Here is a 17,326-nt window from a genome sequence, read left to right as displayed (position 1 = left end):
ATGGAAGTCCCAATGACAATTGAATCCGTAGGCATCGTTGGTGCTGGTGCGATGGGCAGCGGCATCGCACAGATCATTGCCACCGCCGGCCTGAACACCGTCCTGATCGACATTAACGAATACGCACTCGCTTGCGGGATTGAATCGTTGGCCGCCAGCCTTGACCGAATGGTGGCCAAAGGCAAGCTTGACGAGGCACAGCGAGCCGTCGCCATTTCGAGGGTTCAAGCATCGACAGATTATCGGCGACTTGCGGACGTTGATCTGATCATCGAGGCCGCGACCGAAAATCGCGAACTCAAGACGCGCATCTTGACCCAGATTGAGTCGATTGTCCGCCCCAGGGCAATCATCGCTTCAAATACCTCGTCGATCTCGATCACTGCGCTTGGTGCGGCGATGTCGGACCCATCGCGCTTTATCGGTATGCATTTCTTCAACCCGGTGCCATTGCTACCGCTTGTCGAAGTCATTAAAGGTGTTCAGACAAACGCCGAAACCGCGCGCGCGGTGCACGAGTTAGCGCTACGGCTAAGCAAAGTGCCTATCAACGTGAAGAATTCGCCGGGTTTCGTAGTCAACCGGATTCTGGTGCCGATGATCAACGAGGCGTTTTTTGTGTTGGCGGAGGGCATTGCAAGCGCAGAAGAAATCGACGCGGGAATGCGGCTTGGCGCCAATCATCCGCTCGGACCGCTGGCGCTTGCCGACCTGGTCGGGCTCGACGTATGCCTGTCGGTCATGGACGTCTTCTCGAAAGACTTCGGTGACCCTAAGTACCGAGCTTGTCCGTTACTGCGCGAGTTAGTGGCCGCGGGGCGCTTGGGCAGAAAGTCGGGATATGGTGTGTATCGCTACACATAGACATCGCGACTGAAGCTGCAACGGAGCATCGCTGCGGTTGCGTGGCACGGTCGATTCTGTCGCCGCCAAGATGCTTTCGACCGATGGAAAACTGGTTGGGGACGCGCGGGATTAGAATTGACCTTCCGCCCGCCAGCAAGACATTGAGCGCGGCGCGTTGTGCCGCATTCACGAACTGGCCTAACGGAAGCCAACGACGTCCGTCGCTACCGCAGGCCGGTTCGCCATCCTCAAATCTTCGAAAGCGACGCAGGCGGCTGGGTGGTGACGGCCTCACTCACCACGGCTCGCCCATGCTTTGCACCCGCGAGCAGAATCCCCAGCGCGGCCAGCACTGCCGGTATCGCGAGAATCATGAACAGTCCGGCATTGCTCCAACCCGCCGCGAGCAGCACGGCGCCCCCGAGCGATCCTGCCACCGCCCCGATGCGGCCGATGCCGAGCGCCCACGCCACGCCGGTCGCGCGATTGGATGTCGGGTAATAGGCGGACGCGATCACGTTCGCGCAGACCTGCGATCCGCTCACACAGAATCCCGTCACGAAGATGCCCAGCGCCAGCCATATCGCATTGTCGGCCATCGCCAGAGAGGCCAGCGCGAGCGCACCCAGGACATAGGCGGCGGCGACCACTTTGTAAGGATGGAACCGGTCGATCAGCACGCCCAGCACAAGCGCACCGAGCACGCCGCCGCCTTGCAACAGTCCGGCAAACATCGACGCCTGCTTGAGCGTCAGCCCGCTGCGCTCGGCCAGGATCGGCAGCCAGTTGATGAGCAGGTACAGCAACAGCAGGCTCATGAAGAATGCGAGCCAGAGCAGCAGCGTACCGCGCCGGTAGTCGCGATGGAACAGTTGCACGACGGGCGAGGACGGGAGGCGATCGTCGGCCGCGGTGTACGCCTGACCGACAACAACCCGTTGCGGTGCGACGCGCGCCAGAATCGAGACGATCTGCGTTTGCGTGCCGCCTCGGATTGCCAAATAGCGCACCGACTCCGGTAGCGTGAACCACAGCACCGGCACGAGCGCCAGCGGCAGCAGGCCGCCAACGGCGAGCAAGCCACGCCAGCCGATCCCCGCCACGAGGTAGGCCGTCACTACGCCGCCGAGCGCCGAGCCGAGGGAGAAGCCGCAAAACATCAGCGTGAGCAGAGTGCCGCGACGTCGCTCGGGACTGAATTCCGATGTCAGCGTGATGGCGTTGGGCATGGCACCGCCCAATCCGAGGCCGGTCAGGAAGCGAAGCGCGATCAGCCATTGGACGTTCGGCGCAAACGCAGCCCCTACACTTGCCGCACCGAACCCTGCGACAGACAGGATCAAGACTCGGCGGCGTCCGATACGGTCTGCCATCGGCCCACTACAGAACGCACCCACCATCAGCCCCAGCAATCCGGCGCTGAACAGGGGGCCGAGCGAGACCATCGACAACTGCCATTCTGCGCGGATGTGGGGGCGATGAAGCCGATGATCGCGATGTCGAACCCGTCCAGCGCCACGATCAGGAAGCACATTGCGCTGATCATGACCTGGAAGCGCGACACTGGGTTCGCGTTGATGAAGTCCCGCACGTCGATTGACGTGTGCCGGGGGGCGTGCTTGTCCATGAGAGTGTCTCCTGTCTCGATGCGGCGATACGATGTCGCCCTTTATGTGGATGCGCTGGATGATGCTGGCGGCTATGCGGCGTGTCCGTGCAACGGGGCGGCGGCATTGGCCTCCACTTGTGCGATGAACGCTGGATCTCGCTCACGAAGGTCGTCGTGACAGACGCGTCCCGTGCGCAGCATGTAGTCGTATGCGAAGCTCACGGGATCGAGGTGCATGCGCTGGCCGACAGACTCGTACCAGTCGAGGCTCCGTCTGGCGGCGTCCTGAAAACGGTCCGAGGCACTGCGGCGGCTTTGCTCGAACGAAGCGAACGCTGCTGGCACGTCGTTCCGATGGGCCGAGAGCGCCTCGAACAAGGCGATGGCATCCTGCATGGCCATGCGCGTGCCCGATCCGAGGGAGAAGTGCACACTGCGCAGGGCGTCGCCAAGCAGAACCACGTTGCCGTGCGACCAGCGCGCATTGCTGACCACCCGTGCCTGAAACCAGTTCGACCGGTTGGTCAGCAGCGAATGACCTTGCAGGTCGTCGGCAAAGATCTGCTCGCAGAACGCGCGGCTCTCGTCCTCGGCGGCGGTGTCGAGGCCGCAGCGCTGCCATGTCTCGGGATCGACCTCCACGAGGAACGTTGAGCGATCGGGACTGTATTGATACGCGTGCGCCATGAACACGCCGTGCGGCGTCTGACGGAAGATCAAAGAAACCGGGTGGAAAAGTTGTGCCGTGCCGTACCACGCGAACTTGTTGCGACGCTCGTCGAAGCTCGGCATGAAGTGTTCGGCCAGATGGGTGCGCACTTCGCTGTTCACGCCGTCGGCGGCGACGATCACGTCGGCGTCCGGTAGTTGGGCCGGATCGGTGACGTGGCTCTGATAGCGTACATCGACACCTGCTTCGGCACAGGCTTGCTGAAGTACGCGCAGCATATCGATGCGGGCCGTGCGCGAAAAGTGATTGTTGCTCAAGCGGACCGGCACGCTCTGATGCACGATCTCCATGTAATCGCAGCGGGTATGGTGCGCCGTGAACTTGCGGAAGAATGCTTCGTCCGCCTCCTTCAGGAACGCAAGTGCAATGTCGGAGAAGACAACACCCCAGCCATATGTGGCATTGGCGGCGTTGCGCTCGTGCACGACGATCTCGTCTTGCGGATGACGCTGTTTCATCAACAGCGAGAAGTACAGGCCGGCAGGCCCGCCACCGATGACGGCGATTCTCATGATGGGCTCCTTGATTGTTGGCTGGCGAGGATGGCGGGGCGTCAGGCGAACCGTGTCAGCGGTCGTGTGTTCGGTACGGCCAGCAGGGCGCCGGCGTCGGGCACCACGGGGGCCAGATTGAGGTGATCGAGCATCTGGCGCACGGTGCTCACGGCGGTCGACGTCACGGGCAAGCCGAGCCGGTCCTGCGCGATCTGGATCGCAGGCAGCGACGGCATCTGCACGCAGGCGGAAAGCACTACGACGTCGGCATTGGCCGTATTGAGCCGCTTGACGTCGTCGAGCAACTGCATGGGGTCGCGGCGTCCGACCTCAAGGTTGTCGGGAATTTCGAACGACAGGGCGTCGAGCACCTCGATGCCCTCGTGCTCGATATACTCGACCACGGCTTGCGTCAGCGGCTTCATATACGGCGCCATCAGCGCGATCTTGCGCGCGCCCAGCGTCTTCAACCCCGCGACGAGTGCACCGGCCGACGTCATGACGGCGGCTGCGCTGTGGTTCTCGCGGGCGACGCGGCGCAGGTCTTCCTCGACCTGTCGGTGGTAGCCCGGGCCCATCGCCATGATGGCAACGAGGCAAGCGGTACTCATGACATCCACGCGTGCGTCGGCGAGTTCGGCGGCACAGCGCAGGCCCTCGGCGTTCATCGCCTCGAGTTCTTCCTTGACCACGCGATGCATGCGCATGCGACTCGAATGGAAGGTGAAGCGCTCGGGCAGGACCTGCTCACGCGCGCGCAGCATGGCGGGAATCTCGGTCTCCATCGTGGTGTTGGAGCTGGGCACGATCTGCCCGATGCGAAATGGGGTAGGCGTCATAGGGTGATATCTCCGGCGAGTGAGGGGGCGGCGGCGTGCTCGCTGCGAGTTCGGTATTGTTCAAGCGCCGCGCGCAATATCGATGGCATCTCGATCGACTCGCGCGCGCCGCGCTGGATGCAGATTGGCGTGAGTCGTGCAATGAAGGCGATGTCGTTGTGGGCTTTGCGCGCCGTCATCGACAAGGTGAAGGTTCTGGTGCGAACTTCGGCGACTTCCACGGTGACGTCGAACGCGTCGTCCGGCCAGAGCGAGCGGCGAAAGTCGAATGTCAGCGCGCGCGTGGGGGTGCCGAATCCGTGTCGGTTCTTGACGGTCTGTGGTGTGCCGCCGAAGAGCGATCCATAGAACAATTCGGCGATGGAGATGACATAGTCGGAAAAGGTTGCGGTGTAGACGACGCCAGCGGGGTCGCACTCGCCCCAACGCACCTGACGGCGCACAACAAAGGGCTGCTCGCTCACCACGTATTCGGTGCTGATCATGCGTCCGCCTTTGCCGTCTGGGCGGTAGTGGTACGCGCGGTTTCGGCGGCAAGGCGTTCGGCGATGGCCGCCCGCAGCGATGCCTTGTCTACCTTGCCGACGCGGGTCACCGGAAATTCGTCGATCGTCTCGATACGTTCCGGGCACTTGAACTTCGCCAACCCTTGGCCGACGAGGAAAGCGGCAAGTTCGGTGACGGAGGGGGTGACATGCCCGGGGCGCAAGATGAGATAGACACAACCCCGCTCGCCGTAAAGCGGATCGGGCATGGCGACCAGCTTGGCGTCGGCAACGGCCGGGTGATGGCTGACGAATGCTTCGACCTCTTCACAGCCGATCTTTTCGCCACCGCGATTGATGTTGTCACGCAGACGCCCTTCGAAGGCGAAGCAGCGCACGCCGTCGATGACTTTTTCCGTGACCATGTCGCCGGTGCGCACGAAGCCGTCCGGTGTCAGCGTCTGCGCCGTTGCGTCGTGCGCCTTGTAGTAGCCGCGCAGGCTCGATGGTCCACGAAAGCAGAGTTCGCCTGCGGAGCCTTCCTCAGCGGGCGAATCCGAGCCCGGAAGCAGCACACGAATATCGTCGTGCTCGCACCCTGACAGCCCTTGCGTGTGGTGACGCACGGCCGATGGCAGATGCGCGCCAGCCCCCATGAGCAGGCCTTCGGTCGTGCCATAGAGGTTGAAGCAGGGCACGCCGAGGTGGGCTTCGAGCGAGTCGGCACGACTCATCGTGCCGAAGAGTTGCAGCGACGAAAGATCGTGTTTGCCAACATCCTTGTACGCGATCATTTGCGGTGCGACTGGCCCGATGGAGAGGCCATGCGTGACGCGGTGCATCTCGATAAGTGTGAGCATGCGGGCGATGTCGACACGCGGCATCAGCACGGTCGTCATGCCGGTTGCCACGGTGGACGCCAGCGCGTAGAGCTGACCGGCGTTGTGCAGCAATGGCAGTGACCAGATCATGCGGCTGTGTTCGGACATGCCGATATGGCGCATCCATGTCAATGAGTGACCGATGTACTCCGCATGAAAGCGTGGGATGATCTTCGGCACGCCGGTTGTGCCGCCCGAGAGTTGGAAGCTCAGCACGTCCTCGCTGCCGATGCGAAGTTTACCCAGCACCTCGCGCGCGCGCGCGAGTGGCATCGCGTCGATGAGACGCTCGATGGCGTGATGGCCGGTGCCGGCGCGATCATCCTGCTTCCCGCGCGCCACCAGCAGATGCTCCAGCGACGCGTGCCGCGCCATCATCTGACGCGCAAACCCGACGAGATCGAACGCAGAGAAATCGGCTTGTACGAAGTAGCCGCGCGCCTCGGACTGTGAAACCAATTGGCCGACTTCCACTTCGCGGTATTGCGGCACGGCACATACGGGGACGACGCCTGCCTTGTAGGCCCCCATCAGCGCGACGACAGTGTCGACAGTGGTGCCCATTTGGAAGACTGCCCGGTCGCCCGGGCGCAGGCCCAGTTCGATGAGCGCCGCGCCAAGCCGTTCGCTGCGCGAGTCGAGCTCGACGAAAGTCAGAGTGGCCTCGTCACTGACGTAGGCCGAGCGTGCCGGCACACGCGTGGCGGTCGCCCGCAACGCGTCGCCGAGGGTGGTGTCGACCCAGGCGTTCGACGCAAAATAGCGCTGCGCCAGGTCCGGCGGACAGTACGTCACGCCGTCGATACGGTGATAGATACCGCTCATAGTGTCTCCTGCACGTTCCGGTGGCGACGTTATGCGCGCGGGGCGATCCGCACGATGTCGCGTTCATAGCTTTCGATTCGGCCGTCTAGGCCACCCGTGAACAATCCGTACCAGACCGCCGGCTTCAGGCCCAGTGCGCGACGCTCGAACGCAATCGGTACGTCGCTGGAAATCACGGTGTAGTCGCCGTGGGCTTCGACGCGGCACGACGGCAACTGTCGTGCGGCGTCGGTCAACGACGCAAATTCCGGCACATTAAGGACGAAAATCCGCAGCGGCTGGCGAGGCTGAGGCGTTTGAGTTTTCATGACTGACGCTCCCCGTTAAGCCGTTGGCCGAGCCGCTGAGCCTTGCGCTGCCACACGGTATCGATGCAGGTGAAGCGGGCGCCTCCCGCGCGGGCCTCGTCTTCGATTTCCATGGCGGCCTCGAGCGTGGCCGACGCGTCGCGCGCATCGATGCCTTCCAGCGCGCGCAGCTTGCGGGTGATCTCGATGAAGTAGCCATTCGGGTCGCGAAAATAGATCGACTCGATTACCTCGTGCGCCGTCTCGGTCGAGACTTCGACGCCCCGCGCTTCTAACCGGGTCTTCCAGGCCCGCAGGGCCGCTGGGCTGTCGACCAACCATGCGGTGTGCGTGGCGTCGAATACGTGGTCGTCGGGCAACGGTGCCCGGCCAGGACGATTGGCAAGGGACACCGGTTCCTCACTGCCGAGATAGTAGAAGAAGGCGATCGTGCTGCCGTGGCCGCTATCGAAGAAGAAGTGCAGGAAGTCGGGGTGTGTTGCCGGCCCCAGCCGCGGGCGGAAATCGTGTGAATCAGCGGCAGGCCGAGAATGTCGCGATAGAACTCGACCGTTTGCCGCAGTCGCCAGGTCGGCCGCGCCGTGTGATCCACACCGTGCAGATGCAAGGCGAGATCGGCTGCGGGGATGTCGTTCAACTTCATGTCGGGTCTCCCGAAGTTCGGTAGTGCATTTGGGGGGTAGGGGCAGGGCGTGTCATTGCGGGAAGGTCTCGCGCAGCCAGTCCTGCAGCAGGCGACCGGCGATGTAGCGTCCGGCTTCTTCGCCATCGGCCAGCGCGCGGCCGTGGTGGTCGCCGCGTACACGCCGGTGCGACTTCTGCGTCGAGCCGAGACTGGCGTAGATGTCGGCGACGACGCTGGGAAAGCAGGCCTGATCGCCCGTGTACTCGATGAGCAGCGTAGGCTGCACGATGGCCGGTGCGGTTTTCGACAGCAAGGCGTTCGAGGACAACCCCGACCATGTGGAGAGCCAGGCCTCGGGAGAGCAAACGCGGCCGAAACCGACCGAACCGTAGTTCGAGGTGAACGGATCGCTGCCCCAGAGTGAGCCGTAACGCCGGTCGGACGGGTCCAGGGTCAGGTCGAAGCAGCGCAGGTCGGCATCGGTTCGCCAGATGGTCATCACGGGCGTGTGCGCTGCCATGCGGCGCAGGCGGGCGTCGGCCGGGTCCGAGTCGCGTTTGAGGCGCTCGCGTGCACCTTGTCGCGCCGCAATCAGATCGCGCGCCATGGCGTCGAGACGCGCCACACGAGCGGCTTGAGCGGCACGATAGCGTGCCACGAAGTCGGCGTCGTAACGCGTCGCGGGGGCGGTCCCCGACGGTCGCGGCGAGAACCCGTTGGCCGGGTCGAACGGGTCGAGCGTCGGATCGACGGACAGGGCATCTTGCTCGTTGGTCACCGACGGATCGATGCAGGTTTGCAGCAAGGCACCTTGTCCCGGGTGCGGGGCGACGAAGACCACACCGTCGACGGCCGGCATGTCGAGCGAGGCCAGTTTCGTCGGACGTCCGCCCGGGGTGCGCTCGATTCGCGTTTCCGGGGCCAGCCCGGATTGCTGCGCGTAAAGGGCGTAGAGGCCACTGCCGCCCGAGTTACCAAGCAGGATGACGCGTTTGAACCCCGCCTCGCGCAGGAATCGCATGCTGGCGGCGACGTCATAGAGTGCGAACTCGTGTTCCAGCCGCATGTCGTTGCCGACCGAGCGCGGTGCCTGTGTCCACGCCGCATAGCCTGCATTCACGATATCCGGGATCAGGTAATGACACGCCATGAATTCACGCGGATGCATGATGCAGACAACAGTATCGGGCGAACCTGCGGAATACAGGGCGCCGCTCGTTGCCGCGCCGTCCGCGGTGCGAAGGACGACATTACGTGTCGTCGCGCCCAATGGCAGATCTCGCGGGTTCCAGTCCGTGTTGAGAAATCCCGCCGTCGCGCCGTGACCGACGTTACGACCTTGCAGTTGTTGACTCATCTCTCCACCTCCTTTTTTACATATTAGTCCAGTTTTTTACGAATGAGTAAACATTCGTGTGAAAATTTGACGGGGATGTAAAAAAAGTCTGGGGCGAAGTGCTTGCGGGGCTTTGCGCTACAAGGGAATTTGGTTATCGTTGGGGTTTTCTGACGCCTGCGTCAAAAGAGGAACTGAGGGTCGTCATGAGCAAAACACAGACAAAGAGCGACGCGTTGCGGGAGAACATTCTGGAGGTCGCGACGCGGCTATTTATCGAGCGGGGTTTCGACGGGACGAGCTTCAACGACATTGCGGATGTCGTGGGCGTGAGTCGTCCAGCGCTGTACTACTACTTCAAGAGCAAGGAAGCGATTCTCGAAGTGTTGACCACGGTAGTCACTCGCGCCGCGGGGGAGTTGGCCTCCGAGGCGTTACCGGGGGATTTGCGGCAACCGGCCGCGATGTTGCGGCATCTAGTGTTGCGGCATGCCCATCTGATCCTCACACATCCGTTGCAATTTCGTGTGGTGGAGCGCAATGAGGACAACCTGCCGCTCAAGCAGAGGAAGCTCGCCGAGCAATCGCGGCGCGCGGTGCTTGAACAGTTTCGGCAGGCGATTGAGTTGGGTATCGAACGCGGTCAGTTTCGCATGATGGATGCTAAGGTCGCCGCGTTTTCGATCATCGGCATGTGCAACTGGACAGCCTGGTGGTTCGCGCCGTCGGGCCCGCGTAAGGTTGACGAGATCGCGGAGCAGATCGCCGACATGGCGCTGCGCTCGGTCGAGCAAGATGCGGGGCGGCAGCTCAGCGAGCAAAGTGTGGCGGGCGTGTTGAAGCTGTTGCGTGACGATATTGATTTGCTCGAGCGACATGTCAAGCCGTGAGCGCGTTGTAGTGCTTGCGCACGTAAGTCATGTCGCCGCACGAAACTGGTTCGATGCATGAACCTCGAAATGACGGTTGCGATGGTTCGGGATATCGATCCGACTGACGTCCCTGACCTCCCCCGAAAATCTCCAGCCCAAGGTGCTCGGTTAAGCGGGGGGAGGTCATCACCAATACCGGTCGAGGATTGACCGGTTGAATCCACAGCGAGTTGCCGTCACTAGCCCGTCCCGCAAAACTGCCATTTAAACGGCGGGTTCGCATCCCAAACCTGCCAATCGCCTACGTGTGCATCGCGCAACCGGACGGGCCGCATACGACGACCGCTATTTATTCCCTGCGCGAGACGATTTCGACCGCAACGCCGAAGTTTCAACGTCGCCTGCAAGCATCGCAATGGTGACCCTCTCGAATTTTTTCAGCAGGACAGCCTCGGCTTCGAGAAGCGTCGCCGAAAGATGGGCATTCACAGCTTGTTCGACACGACATTGCGGATGATCCTCCGAAACAAGATGTGAGAAAAGCGAAGGTTCACCGACCGCACGGTAGACGTCCAGTAGCGTGATGTTTTCGAGGGGTTCGGCCAGCACCCAGCCGCCTCCGTGCCCTTTCTCCGAAGTGACGTATCCAATATCGCGCAGACCGCTGAACAAACGCCTCACGACAACGGCGTTCGTGCACAGCATTTCACCGAGCGCTTCGGAGGTGAGCGGACCATCCGCATGCTTCATGTGAATCAACGCGTGCAAGACGCGAGACATGCGGCTATCAGTCTTCATCGTGGGCGCCCATTTCAAGAAACTTTTTAAGTTGCATAAAAGTTTAACACGGCGCTATCATGCAACTCACGACGTTACGTGATGATCTGGGGAGGGAACGTATGGACGAGCACTACGATGTCATCGTGATCGGCGGCAGCTTCGCCGGTCTTTCAGCCGCAATGCAGCTGGCGCGCGCGCGACGGCGTGTGCTTGTGCTCGATAGTAGAAGGCCACGCAATCGATTCGCATCGCACGCTCATGGTTTTCTCGGGCAGGATGGCAAGGCGCCCGGCGAGATTATCGATGAGGCGACGGCGCAACTCTCGGCGTATCCGACGGCGCACGTCGCGACTGGAGAAGCACGCACGGCGGAGCGTGTTGATGATTGCTTTATCGTCACGCAAAGCAGCGGGAGCAACGCAAGCGCGGACCGATTGATCCTTGCGACGGGCGTTCGAGACGAACTGCCTTCGCTCCCCGGCTTGGATGAACGGTGGGGTATCAGCGCGCTGCATTGTCCGTATTGTCACGGTTACGAAGTTGCGGACAAACGGCTCGGCGTCCTGGCAACGCATTCACTATCGATTCATCAGGCGATGCTCGTTCCTGACTGGGGACCGACAACCTGGTTTACGCAAGGAATAGTCCAGCCATCGCCCGAAGAGACTGCGTTGCTCGAAGCTCGCAATGTGCGGATCGAACGGGCGCCAGTCGTGGAAGTGCTTGGCGACGTACCCAACATGACGGGGTTGCGTCTCGCCGACGGCCGCGCCATCGAAATCGATGCACTGTTTGTGGGGCCGCGCACCCAGATGGCAAGTCCGCTCGCAGAGCAGCTCGGATGCGAGTTCGACGAAGGTCCGATAGGTCCCGTTATCCGCGTGGACGACTGGAAGCAGACCACCGTTCCGGGAGTGTTTGCCGCTGGCGATGCGGCGAGCGCATGGTCCAACGCGACGTTCGCCTCGGCGGCCGGGGTTGCAGCGGGCGTTGCAGCACATCGCTCGCTCATTTTTGGCTTGTAATCGATCGTGGAAGTGGCCGCGCCCTGGCAGCGGGCTCTAACGCGTCGAGTGCATCAAACGGCTATCCGCGAGGCTCGCATTCGTCCGAGGTTGCCACGGGGCGGTCCGATCGATCATTCCTACGCCTTGGTTCTTCCCACGAGCAGGTAAAGGCCATTGAGCCGGAAACCCTTCGGCCAATTGCCGTCGTGGGCATCCTGGGTTTGGGCAAGTCAACAACGATACGCTTCGTTTAAAAGAACCTCCAGGATTCGGGGCGGCTCGCATTGCTGTTACATGGTAGGACTGAGCCCGAATACTGTGGGGCGGATGCTGAACAACGTTGCATCGAACGTTAAGCAATTTTCGAGGAGTCCGCTGCTGCCACAGGCCAGCGCCGAGTAGCGTTCTGCTCCTCTTTAATCAGTTCGATGAATGCCCTTAGTGGAGCGGACGTAAATCGGCTCGAGAAGTACAGTTGCGGCCCTTCGAATTCACGCCACCAGTCATGCAAGACAGGGAGTAGCTCACCGCTTTCCAGATATGGGGTTAGCCAGTTTTCGAAGGTGCCGATGACGCCGCGTCCGTCGCGCGCGAATCTAATTGCTGCCGAAGCACCATCCACGCCGACGATGAGGCGGCCCGGCGGATCGACCCTGACTGTTTCCTGTCCACGCTCGAATAGCCACTCGACGAGAGCACCGCTCGAAAAACGCAACCGGATACATTCGTGATTCAGCAGGTCGCTCGGGTGTTTGGGAATACCGCGCGCAGCGAGGTATCCGGGTGCAGCGGCCCATGCGATTCGCTGATGACGCGGTCCAATTGGCACCGCTATGGTGTCTTGTGCCAAATGCTCTCCGTATCGGATCCCAGCGTCGCAACCAGCTGCCACGATATCGACGAGTCGGTCATCCACCATGATTTCAACGCGAACTTGCGGATGCGCTTCCATGAAGCGGTCGATGATCGGCGGCAGGATATCGACCATAACCGCGCCCGTCACATTGATCTTCAGAAGCCCACGTACGACGCTCTGCGAACTGGCGGCGTCACGCAACGCGGCACGCGTTTCTGCCATTAGCGGCGAAATACGGGTGGCAAGTGTGCGCCCCGTTTCTGTGGGCATGACGCTGCGTGTGGTGCGGATCAGCAACGGGACGCCCAATTGCGCCTCAAGTTGTGCGATCCGCTCGCTTACTGTCGAAGGAGACAGGCGCAGCCGTTGGGCAGCGGCCCGAAAACCTCCGGTATCTAGCACAGCGAGGAATACCGCGAGCAGATCCAGATTGGAGTCGTCATCATTATTGTTCGGCATGGCGATCAGTCTATTCGATTTTTACATCATTATCAAAAATCGCCGAACGAAATATAGTGACCGCAAGCTCATTCTTGAGGACGAAAACATGAATACCACTAAGACTGTTTTGGTCACAGGCGCTAACAAGGGCATCGGCTACGAAACGGCTCGACAACTCGGTCGGCTGGGACATCGCATCTGGCTCGGCGGCCGTGATGCCGCACGCGGCGAGACAGCGATGAAGTCTCTGGTGGCGGAGGGGCATGATGTTCGGTTTTTGCCAATCGACGTGACGCGGGACGAAAGCGTACGTGCCGCTGCTGCACGTGTACAGGACGAAGACGGTCGCCTTGATGTGCTGATCAACAACGCGGGCATTCCAGGCGGGCCTCACACGGCGCCCAGCAAGCAACCGATCGACAGCATCCGCGCTGTATTCGAGACAAACGTTTTCGGTCCGATCCGCGTGACTCAGGCGTTTGTGCCGTTGTTGAAATCTGCTGGTCAAGGTACCGTCGTGATGGTAAGCAGCGGGCTCGGATCTCTCGGCTGGCTGTCTGATCCGGCGAACCAGTTCTATGGCGTGAATATCCTTGGCTACAACAGTTCCAAGTCGGCCCTCAACGCTGTTGCGCTGGCTTTTGCAAAGGAGTTAGCGTCGGTCGGCATCAAGGTTGACGCTGTCGATCCAGGCTATACCGCCACCGATTTCAACAACCACTCGGGTCCCCGCACGGTGGAACAGGCAGCCGAAGGCATCGTCTGGCTTGCGACCCAGGACCCGGCCGGGCCGTCAGGACGCTTCTACTTCGAGCAGAACCAGATTCCTTGGTGATAGGTCCTCTGTGCGTGCGCCCGGCGCCTTTGCGCCACAGTAGCGCCGGAGCGGTCCGGAGGAGTCGAGAGCACAGGCGAATCAAGGAGAGCATGAGATTTGAGAGATCTCGTTGGTGGCGACGTCTCCCCCGATTTGAGTAGCGCGGCGATTTAGAGTCCAATCACGTGGTCAGGAGATTGGACATGAAGAAGCGATTCACCAAACAACCCACCATTGCGGCCCGAGGTCTGGCGAGCGCGCTCCTAAAGTTGTTTTGCAGCATTTCGGGAATCGTCCAGGAGCTTCTTCGCGGTCTCACGAGCTTCATCAAGCCTCCGCTGATACGAGTTTTCGTTAATGGGAAATCCCAACTCCTTGCGGAGGGCCAGTAACGTGCGGGTCTGATAAGGCGCCATCTCGGTGATCATAGCCTCCCAAGCAGCATGAGCTTCCAGCGCTTCGCCCCTGAGAGTTTCATGCAGTTGATCCCGCTGCTCCATCCACCCAGTAAGCATTTGCTGGTGCAGCTTCCATTGTCCCTGGATTTTTTTCTCTTGGTCCAGGGAAGCGTTTCCCAAATTGTTCGCCTTCATCATCTCTACCAGAGCATTACCATTCTGGATTTCGCGGTCCACAACACCAGCGACAGCTTTCAGATCAGCACTGCGTTTCAACATCTTTGCGCGCAATATCTCCATGCGCGTAAGCAGGGTGCCGATCTGCGTGCCAAGGTCAATTGCGTTTTCCAAAGTCTCCGTCGAGGCGACAACATGAAGAGCGTTTATCGCCTTGACAATCTTGGCTCCCTCCGCGGTTATCTCTTCTTGCTTAGTCTCCGGGTTTAGCATCTTTGCGGAGACGACTATTGCGGCTGCAGCTCCTTCCGCTGCCGGCAAAAACACATCCCGTCGCAATTCCATGGCACGCTTAAATTCTGCCTGCCGTTCAGCACTTTCGAGCTGGAGGCGAACAATCTTCCGCGAGTTCCGATTGTAGTGGTCAACTGATCCCGGACACTGCGTTAAGTTTTTCTTCTGCGACTGCTGGCGCCACACCGTTATTGAATTGATGTGGTCGAATCCAGTTGTACCGCTGCATCAGGTAATGGCTGATATCCCGATGGGCTTCTCCAGCACTCATGTATCCAGTGCTCGGCACCCATTCCGTTTTCAAGCTTCGGAACAGGCGTTCCATCGGGCTGTTATCCCAACAATTTCCACGCCGACTCATGCTCTGCTTGATTCGATAGCGCCATAGTCTCTGACGGAATTTCCTGCTGACATATTGGCCGCCCTGGTCGCTGTGGAACATCAAGTCCGTAGGCCGACCGCGTTGCTCGAATGCCATATCTAATGCCTTCACCACCAGGTCGGCGTCGGGGCTCGTCGAGAATGACCAGCCGACAACGCGGCGAGTGAACAGGTCCAACACCACGGCCAAATAATGCCAGCGCCCCTGCGCCCATAAATACGTGATGTCGCCGCACCAGACTTGATTCGTTGCCGCCACATCGAACTCGCGATTCAAGACGTTCGGAATGTCGATGCGCTCCACCGTAGCGCGCTTGTATGCGTGGTTGCCAGGTTGCTTGCAAATCAAGCCGAGCTCGTCCATCAGACGGCTGACCTTAAAGCGCCCAATCGTCGCGCCTTGCTCGCGCAGCATGCCCATGATGCTGCGGCTGCCTGCCGAACTTCGGCTTTCGACAAACAACTCGTGCACGCGACTGCGCAGTGCGATTCGTGCTGCGTCAACTCGCTCTCGACGATGTCTGTATGCGTAAAAGCACGACCGAGGTATATCGAACAACTCACACAACATGGCTACCGGCACGCCGTGGCCGACCTGGTCGATTATTTCGTACGTTCTATCCCTTCCGACATCAGTAGCGCAGTAGCTTAATGGGATGGTCTGCCCCACCTCCTGCGCGATACTGTGCGCGTCCACCTCAAGGAGAGCGACCATGAGCGAGCACCACGTCCACGTCATCGGCATTGATCTCGGCAAGAACTGGTTTCACGTGGTTGCCATCGATGAGCGTGGCAATGAGCTATTTCGCAAGAAACTCAACCGCGCCCAACTCGCAGAGTTCTCGGTGACTGCGCCGCCGTGTGTGATTGCGATGGAGGCGTGCCCGGGATCTCAATTTTGGGGAGGCGCTTCCACGAAGCGGGCCACGAGTTGCGCATCATTCCTGCGCAGTTCGTGAAGCCCTATTTGAAGTCGAACAAAAATGATTTCAATGATGCCCAGGCGATTGCCGAAGCCGCCAGTCGCGGGAGCATGCGCTGCGTACCATTGAAGACAACCGACCAGCTCGAACTTCAAGCGCTACATCGGGTGCGACAGCGCTTTATCGTCGAGCGAACGGCGGTCGTCAACCAAATGAGAGCGCTGCTTCTCGAACACGGCATTGCTATACCGGTGGGGCGCGCGCTGTTCGCCCGACGAATGCCAGCAGTATTGATCGATGCAGACAACGGCTTGTCACCGAGATTGCGCCAGCTCTTGGCTCGGCTGCGGCAACGATGGCAATTGCTCGATGAAGAGATCGAAGTGGCTTCGACGGAAATCACTCAAATCGCGCGTGAGTCAGAGCTATGCCGCCGTGTGAGTACTGTGCCAGGCGTCGGCCCCATCGTCTCGACCGCGCTCATAGCCGCAGTGGGTAACGGCGTTGCGTTCAAAAGTGCTCGAGATATGTCGGCCTGGTTGGGACTCGTGCCCAGGCAGTATTCGACCGGCGGCAAATCAAACCTGGGCGGCATCAGCAAGCGCGGGAACGCCTACCTGCGAATGATGATGATCCAGGGTGCACGGGCCTTGATGATCCATATGAAGCGCGATCAATCTCGAATGGGCTTGTGGCTTCGTGAACTAGAGCAGCGAAGTCATCCGCACGTCGCGCTCATTGCGCTAGCCAACAAGATCGTCCGAATCTGCTGGAAGGTATTGACGAGCCAAGTGCCATATCGACAATTTCCAGACGCACCCGTAGTCGCCTGAGAACAAAGAAGTGTCGAAGTCCTGTTTTGCGAGCCCTGATTAACTGATGACACAGAACCGTTGACCGGCATGCCAAGAGCCCGGCTAAAAAAGCAGTCTTCCATGACTGAACGCTTTATTGGGTTTGGTGTGCGCGGATTCCATCATGGCCAGCAGTCATGCGCTGCGCGAACAGGCCGGATACATTGACGCAAACGTTGTTCTGTCGAAGCGGAAAACCAGCGACTTGCAAATCCGGGGCAGACCATACATTTTTTAGAATGTCGCGTTCCTCGGTCACGCGTTTGAGCTCGGCCTTCAGACGCCGTACCTCGGCACTCTGGTCTAGCTCCGCTTTCCGCAAGACATCCGGCTTATCGAACTTCGCTTTCCAAGCATACAGACTATGAGTCGTGATGCCCAGTCGCTGCGCCACATCCGCTACCGAATGACCTCGCTCGGTGACTTGCTTGACTGCCTCGATCTTAAACTCATCCGTGTACCGCTTGCCGCTCATACTGACCTCCTCGGTTGCCATAAATTATGGCTCGAAGATGTCTACGAAAGGCTGGCCGGTCCAAGGGTTGCGG

16 protein-coding genes and 4 pseudogenes are annotated in these 17,326 nt (G+C 60.3%); 6 read left to right on the top strand and 14 right to left on the bottom strand.

Features of this window, described 5'->3' with window-relative positions; translation table 11 throughout:
- Nucleotides 1-12: 12 nt before the first annotated feature.
- A complete protein-coding gene (locus DRB87_RS14045; RefSeq protein ID WP_130026336.1) occupies nucleotides 13-864 on the top strand; it encodes a 3-hydroxybutyryl-CoA dehydrogenase in 852 nt (283 codons plus the stop codon).
- Nucleotides 865-1,094: 230 nt separating this feature from the next.
- On the opposite strand, the pseudogene DRB87_RS14040 reads toward DRB87_RS14045, so the two are convergent.
- The 9 genes and pseudogenes from DRB87_RS14040 to DRB87_RS14005 form a co-directional block, all read right to left on the bottom strand.
- Nucleotides 1,095-2,473, bottom strand: a pseudogene (locus DRB87_RS14040) (MFS transporter).
- Between the two features lie 72 nt (nucleotides 2,474-2,545).
- Entirely contained in the window at nucleotides 2,546-3,697 is a 1,152-nt protein-coding gene (locus DRB87_RS14035) for an FAD-dependent monooxygenase (protein ID WP_130026335.1), read from the bottom strand.
- Between the two features lie 41 nt (nucleotides 3,698-3,738).
- Complete coding sequence (locus tag DRB87_RS14030; protein WP_130026334.1) at nucleotides 3,739-4,518, bottom strand: Asp/Glu racemase; 780 nt, start codon at nucleotides 4,516-4,518, stop codon at nucleotides 3,739-3,741.
- A complete protein-coding gene (locus DRB87_RS14025) occupies nucleotides 4,515-5,003 on the bottom strand; it encodes a thioesterase family protein (RefSeq protein ID WP_130026333.1) in 489 nt (162 codons plus the stop codon). Before DRB87_RS14025 ends, DRB87_RS14030 begins: the two co-directional genes overlap by 4 nt.
- Nucleotides 5,000-6,709, bottom strand: coding sequence for an AMP-binding protein (locus DRB87_RS14020; protein ID WP_130026332.1), 1,710 nt, complete (start codon nucleotides 6,707-6,709; stop codon nucleotides 5,000-5,002). The genes DRB87_RS14025 and DRB87_RS14020 overlap by 4 nt, the downstream gene beginning before the upstream one ends.
- Nucleotides 6,710-6,738: 29 nt before the next feature.
- Complete coding sequence (locus DRB87_RS24275; protein WP_130026331.1) at nucleotides 6,739-7,017, bottom strand: hypothetical protein; 279 nt, start codon at nucleotides 7,015-7,017, stop codon at nucleotides 6,739-6,741.
- Entirely contained in the window at nucleotides 7,014-7,409 is a 396-nt protein-coding gene (locus tag DRB87_RS24270; protein WP_370363092.1) for a VOC family protein, read from the bottom strand. The genes DRB87_RS24275 and DRB87_RS24270 overlap by 4 nt, the downstream gene beginning before the upstream one ends.
- A gap of 137 nt (nucleotides 7,410-7,546) precedes the next feature.
- Nucleotides 7,547-7,660, bottom strand: a pseudogene (locus tag DRB87_RS24265) (VOC family protein); the annotation flags it as partial.
- Nucleotides 7,661-7,712: 52 nt separating this feature from the next.
- Complete coding sequence (locus DRB87_RS14005) at nucleotides 7,713-8,999, bottom strand: alpha/beta hydrolase (RefSeq protein WP_130026330.1); 1,287 nt, start codon at nucleotides 8,997-8,999, stop codon at nucleotides 7,713-7,715.
- A 98-nt stretch (nucleotides 9,000-9,097) separates the two neighbouring features.
- On the opposite strand from DRB87_RS14005, the gene DRB87_RS14000 reads away from it, so the two are divergent.
- Nucleotides 9,098-9,868: a TetR/AcrR family transcriptional regulator gene (locus tag DRB87_RS14000; protein ID WP_240755990.1), complete on the top strand. Its 771-nt coding sequence runs from the start codon at nucleotides 9,098-9,100 to the stop codon at nucleotides 9,866-9,868.
- Nucleotides 9,869-10,195: 327 nt separating this feature from the next.
- Here the strand turns inward: DRB87_RS14000 and DRB87_RS13995 are convergent, their stop codons facing one another.
- Entirely contained in the window at nucleotides 10,196-10,648 is a 453-nt protein-coding gene (locus DRB87_RS13995) for an Rrf2 family transcriptional regulator (RefSeq protein ID WP_130026328.1), read from the bottom strand.
- A gap of 101 nt (nucleotides 10,649-10,749) precedes the next feature.
- Between DRB87_RS13995 and DRB87_RS13990 the strand changes: the two genes are divergently transcribed.
- On the top strand, nucleotides 10,750-11,655 hold the full coding sequence (locus DRB87_RS13990) for an NAD(P)/FAD-dependent oxidoreductase (protein WP_130027869.1): 906 nt from the start codon (nucleotides 10,750-10,752) through the stop codon (nucleotides 11,653-11,655).
- Between the two features lie 334 nt (nucleotides 11,656-11,989).
- Here the strand turns inward: DRB87_RS13990 and DRB87_RS13985 are convergent, their stop codons facing one another.
- Complete coding sequence (locus DRB87_RS13985; RefSeq protein WP_130026327.1) at nucleotides 11,990-12,952, bottom strand: LysR family transcriptional regulator; 963 nt, start codon at nucleotides 12,950-12,952, stop codon at nucleotides 11,990-11,992.
- On the opposite strand from DRB87_RS13985, the gene DRB87_RS13980 reads away from it, so the two are divergent.
- Nucleotides 12,951-13,769 carry an SDR family oxidoreductase gene (locus DRB87_RS13980; protein ID WP_240756313.1) on the top strand — a complete coding sequence of 273 codons (819 nt, stop codon included), beginning with the start codon at nucleotides 12,951-12,953 and terminating at the stop codon, nucleotides 13,767-13,769. The genes DRB87_RS13985 and DRB87_RS13980 overlap by 2 nt on opposite strands.
- A 245-nt stretch (nucleotides 13,770-14,014) precedes the next feature.
- Here the strand turns inward: DRB87_RS13980 and DRB87_RS13975 are convergent, their stop codons facing one another.
- Both DRB87_RS13975 and DRB87_RS13970 read right to left on the bottom strand, forming a co-directional pair.
- Nucleotides 14,015-14,671, bottom strand: a complete 657-nt coding sequence (locus DRB87_RS13975; protein ID WP_130026326.1) for a hypothetical protein — start codon at nucleotides 14,669-14,671, stop codon at nucleotides 14,015-14,017.
- 79 nt (nucleotides 14,672-14,750) lie between these two features.
- Nucleotides 14,751-15,647, bottom strand: a pseudogene (locus DRB87_RS13970) (IS3 family transposase); the annotation flags it as partial.
- Between the two features lie 67 nt (nucleotides 15,648-15,714).
- On the opposite strand from DRB87_RS13970, the gene DRB87_RS23270 reads away from it, so the two are divergent.
- Together DRB87_RS23270 and DRB87_RS13965 are read left to right on the top strand one after the other, a co-directional pair.
- Complete coding sequence (locus tag DRB87_RS23270) at nucleotides 15,715-15,960, top strand: hypothetical protein (protein WP_206100023.1); 246 nt, start codon at nucleotides 15,715-15,717, stop codon at nucleotides 15,958-15,960.
- Nucleotides 15,933-16,757: an IS110 family transposase gene (locus DRB87_RS13965; protein ID WP_240755989.1), complete on the top strand. Its 825-nt coding sequence runs from the start codon at nucleotides 15,933-15,935 to the stop codon at nucleotides 16,755-16,757. The genes DRB87_RS23270 and DRB87_RS13965 overlap by 28 nt, the downstream gene beginning before the upstream one ends.
- A gap of 253 nt (nucleotides 16,758-17,010) precedes the next feature.
- On the opposite strand, the pseudogene DRB87_RS13960 reads toward DRB87_RS13965, so the two are convergent.
- A pseudogene (locus DRB87_RS13960) lies at nucleotides 17,011-17,253 on the bottom strand (transposase); the annotation flags it as partial.
- Between the last annotated feature and the right edge of the window lie 73 nt (nucleotides 17,254-17,326).

The sequence above is a fragment of the Pandoraea sp. XY-2 genome, assembly GCF_004193915.1.
Classification (GTDB): domain Bacteria; phylum Pseudomonadota; class Gammaproteobacteria; order Burkholderiales; family Burkholderiaceae; genus Pandoraea; species Pandoraea cepalis.
The sequence above is the reverse complement of the archived record's forward strand: the minus strand, read 5'-3'. Positions and strand labels throughout refer to the sequence as shown.

What these genes read in the sequence shown, in the direction of transcription:
- DRB87_RS14030 (WP_130026334.1), bottom strand. Translation starts at nt 4,518, where the DNA reads ATGACGCCTACCCCATTTCGCATCGGGCAGATCGTGCCCAGCTCCAAC.
- DRB87_RS13980 (WP_240756313.1), top strand. Translation starts at nt 12,951, where the DNA reads ATGGCGATCAGTCTATTCGATTTTTACATCATTATCAAAAATCGCCGA.
- DRB87_RS13975 (WP_130026326.1), bottom strand. Translation starts at nt 14,671, where the DNA reads ATGGAATTGCGACGGGATGTGTTTTTGCCGGCAGCGGAAGGAGCTGCA.
- DRB87_RS14020 (WP_130026332.1), bottom strand. Translation starts at nt 6,709, where the DNA reads ATGAGCGGTATCTATCACCGTATCGACGGCGTGACGTACTGTCCGCCG.
- DRB87_RS13990 (WP_130027869.1), top strand. Translation starts at nt 10,750, where the DNA reads ATGGACGAGCACTACGATGTCATCGTGATCGGCGGCAGCTTCGCCGGT.
- DRB87_RS14035 (WP_130026335.1), bottom strand. Translation starts at nt 3,697, where the DNA reads ATGAGAATCGCCGTCATCGGTGGCGGGCCTGCCGGCCTGTACTTCTCG.
- DRB87_RS14045 (WP_130026336.1), top strand. Translation starts at nt 13, where the DNA reads ATGACAATTGAATCCGTAGGCATCGTTGGTGCTGGTGCGATGGGCAGC.
- DRB87_RS23270 (WP_206100023.1), top strand. Translation starts at nt 15,715, where the DNA reads ATGAGCGAGCACCACGTCCACGTCATCGGCATTGATCTCGGCAAGAAC.
- DRB87_RS24275 (WP_130026331.1), bottom strand. Translation starts at nt 7,017, where the DNA reads ATGAAAACTCAAACGCCTCAGCCTCGCCAGCCGCTGCGGATTTTCGTC.
- DRB87_RS13995 (WP_130026328.1), bottom strand. Translation starts at nt 10,648, where the DNA reads ATGAAGACTGATAGCCGCATGTCTCGCGTCTTGCACGCGTTGATTCAC.
- DRB87_RS14005 (WP_130026330.1), bottom strand. Translation starts at nt 8,999, where the DNA reads ATGAGTCAACAACTGCAAGGTCGTAACGTCGGTCACGGCGCGACGGCG.
- DRB87_RS14025 (WP_130026333.1), bottom strand. Translation starts at nt 5,003, where the DNA reads ATGATCAGCACCGAATACGTGGTGAGCGAGCAGCCCTTTGTTGTGCGC.
- DRB87_RS13985 (WP_130026327.1), bottom strand. Translation starts at nt 12,952, where the DNA reads ATGCCGAACAATAATGATGACGACTCCAATCTGGATCTGCTCGCGGTA.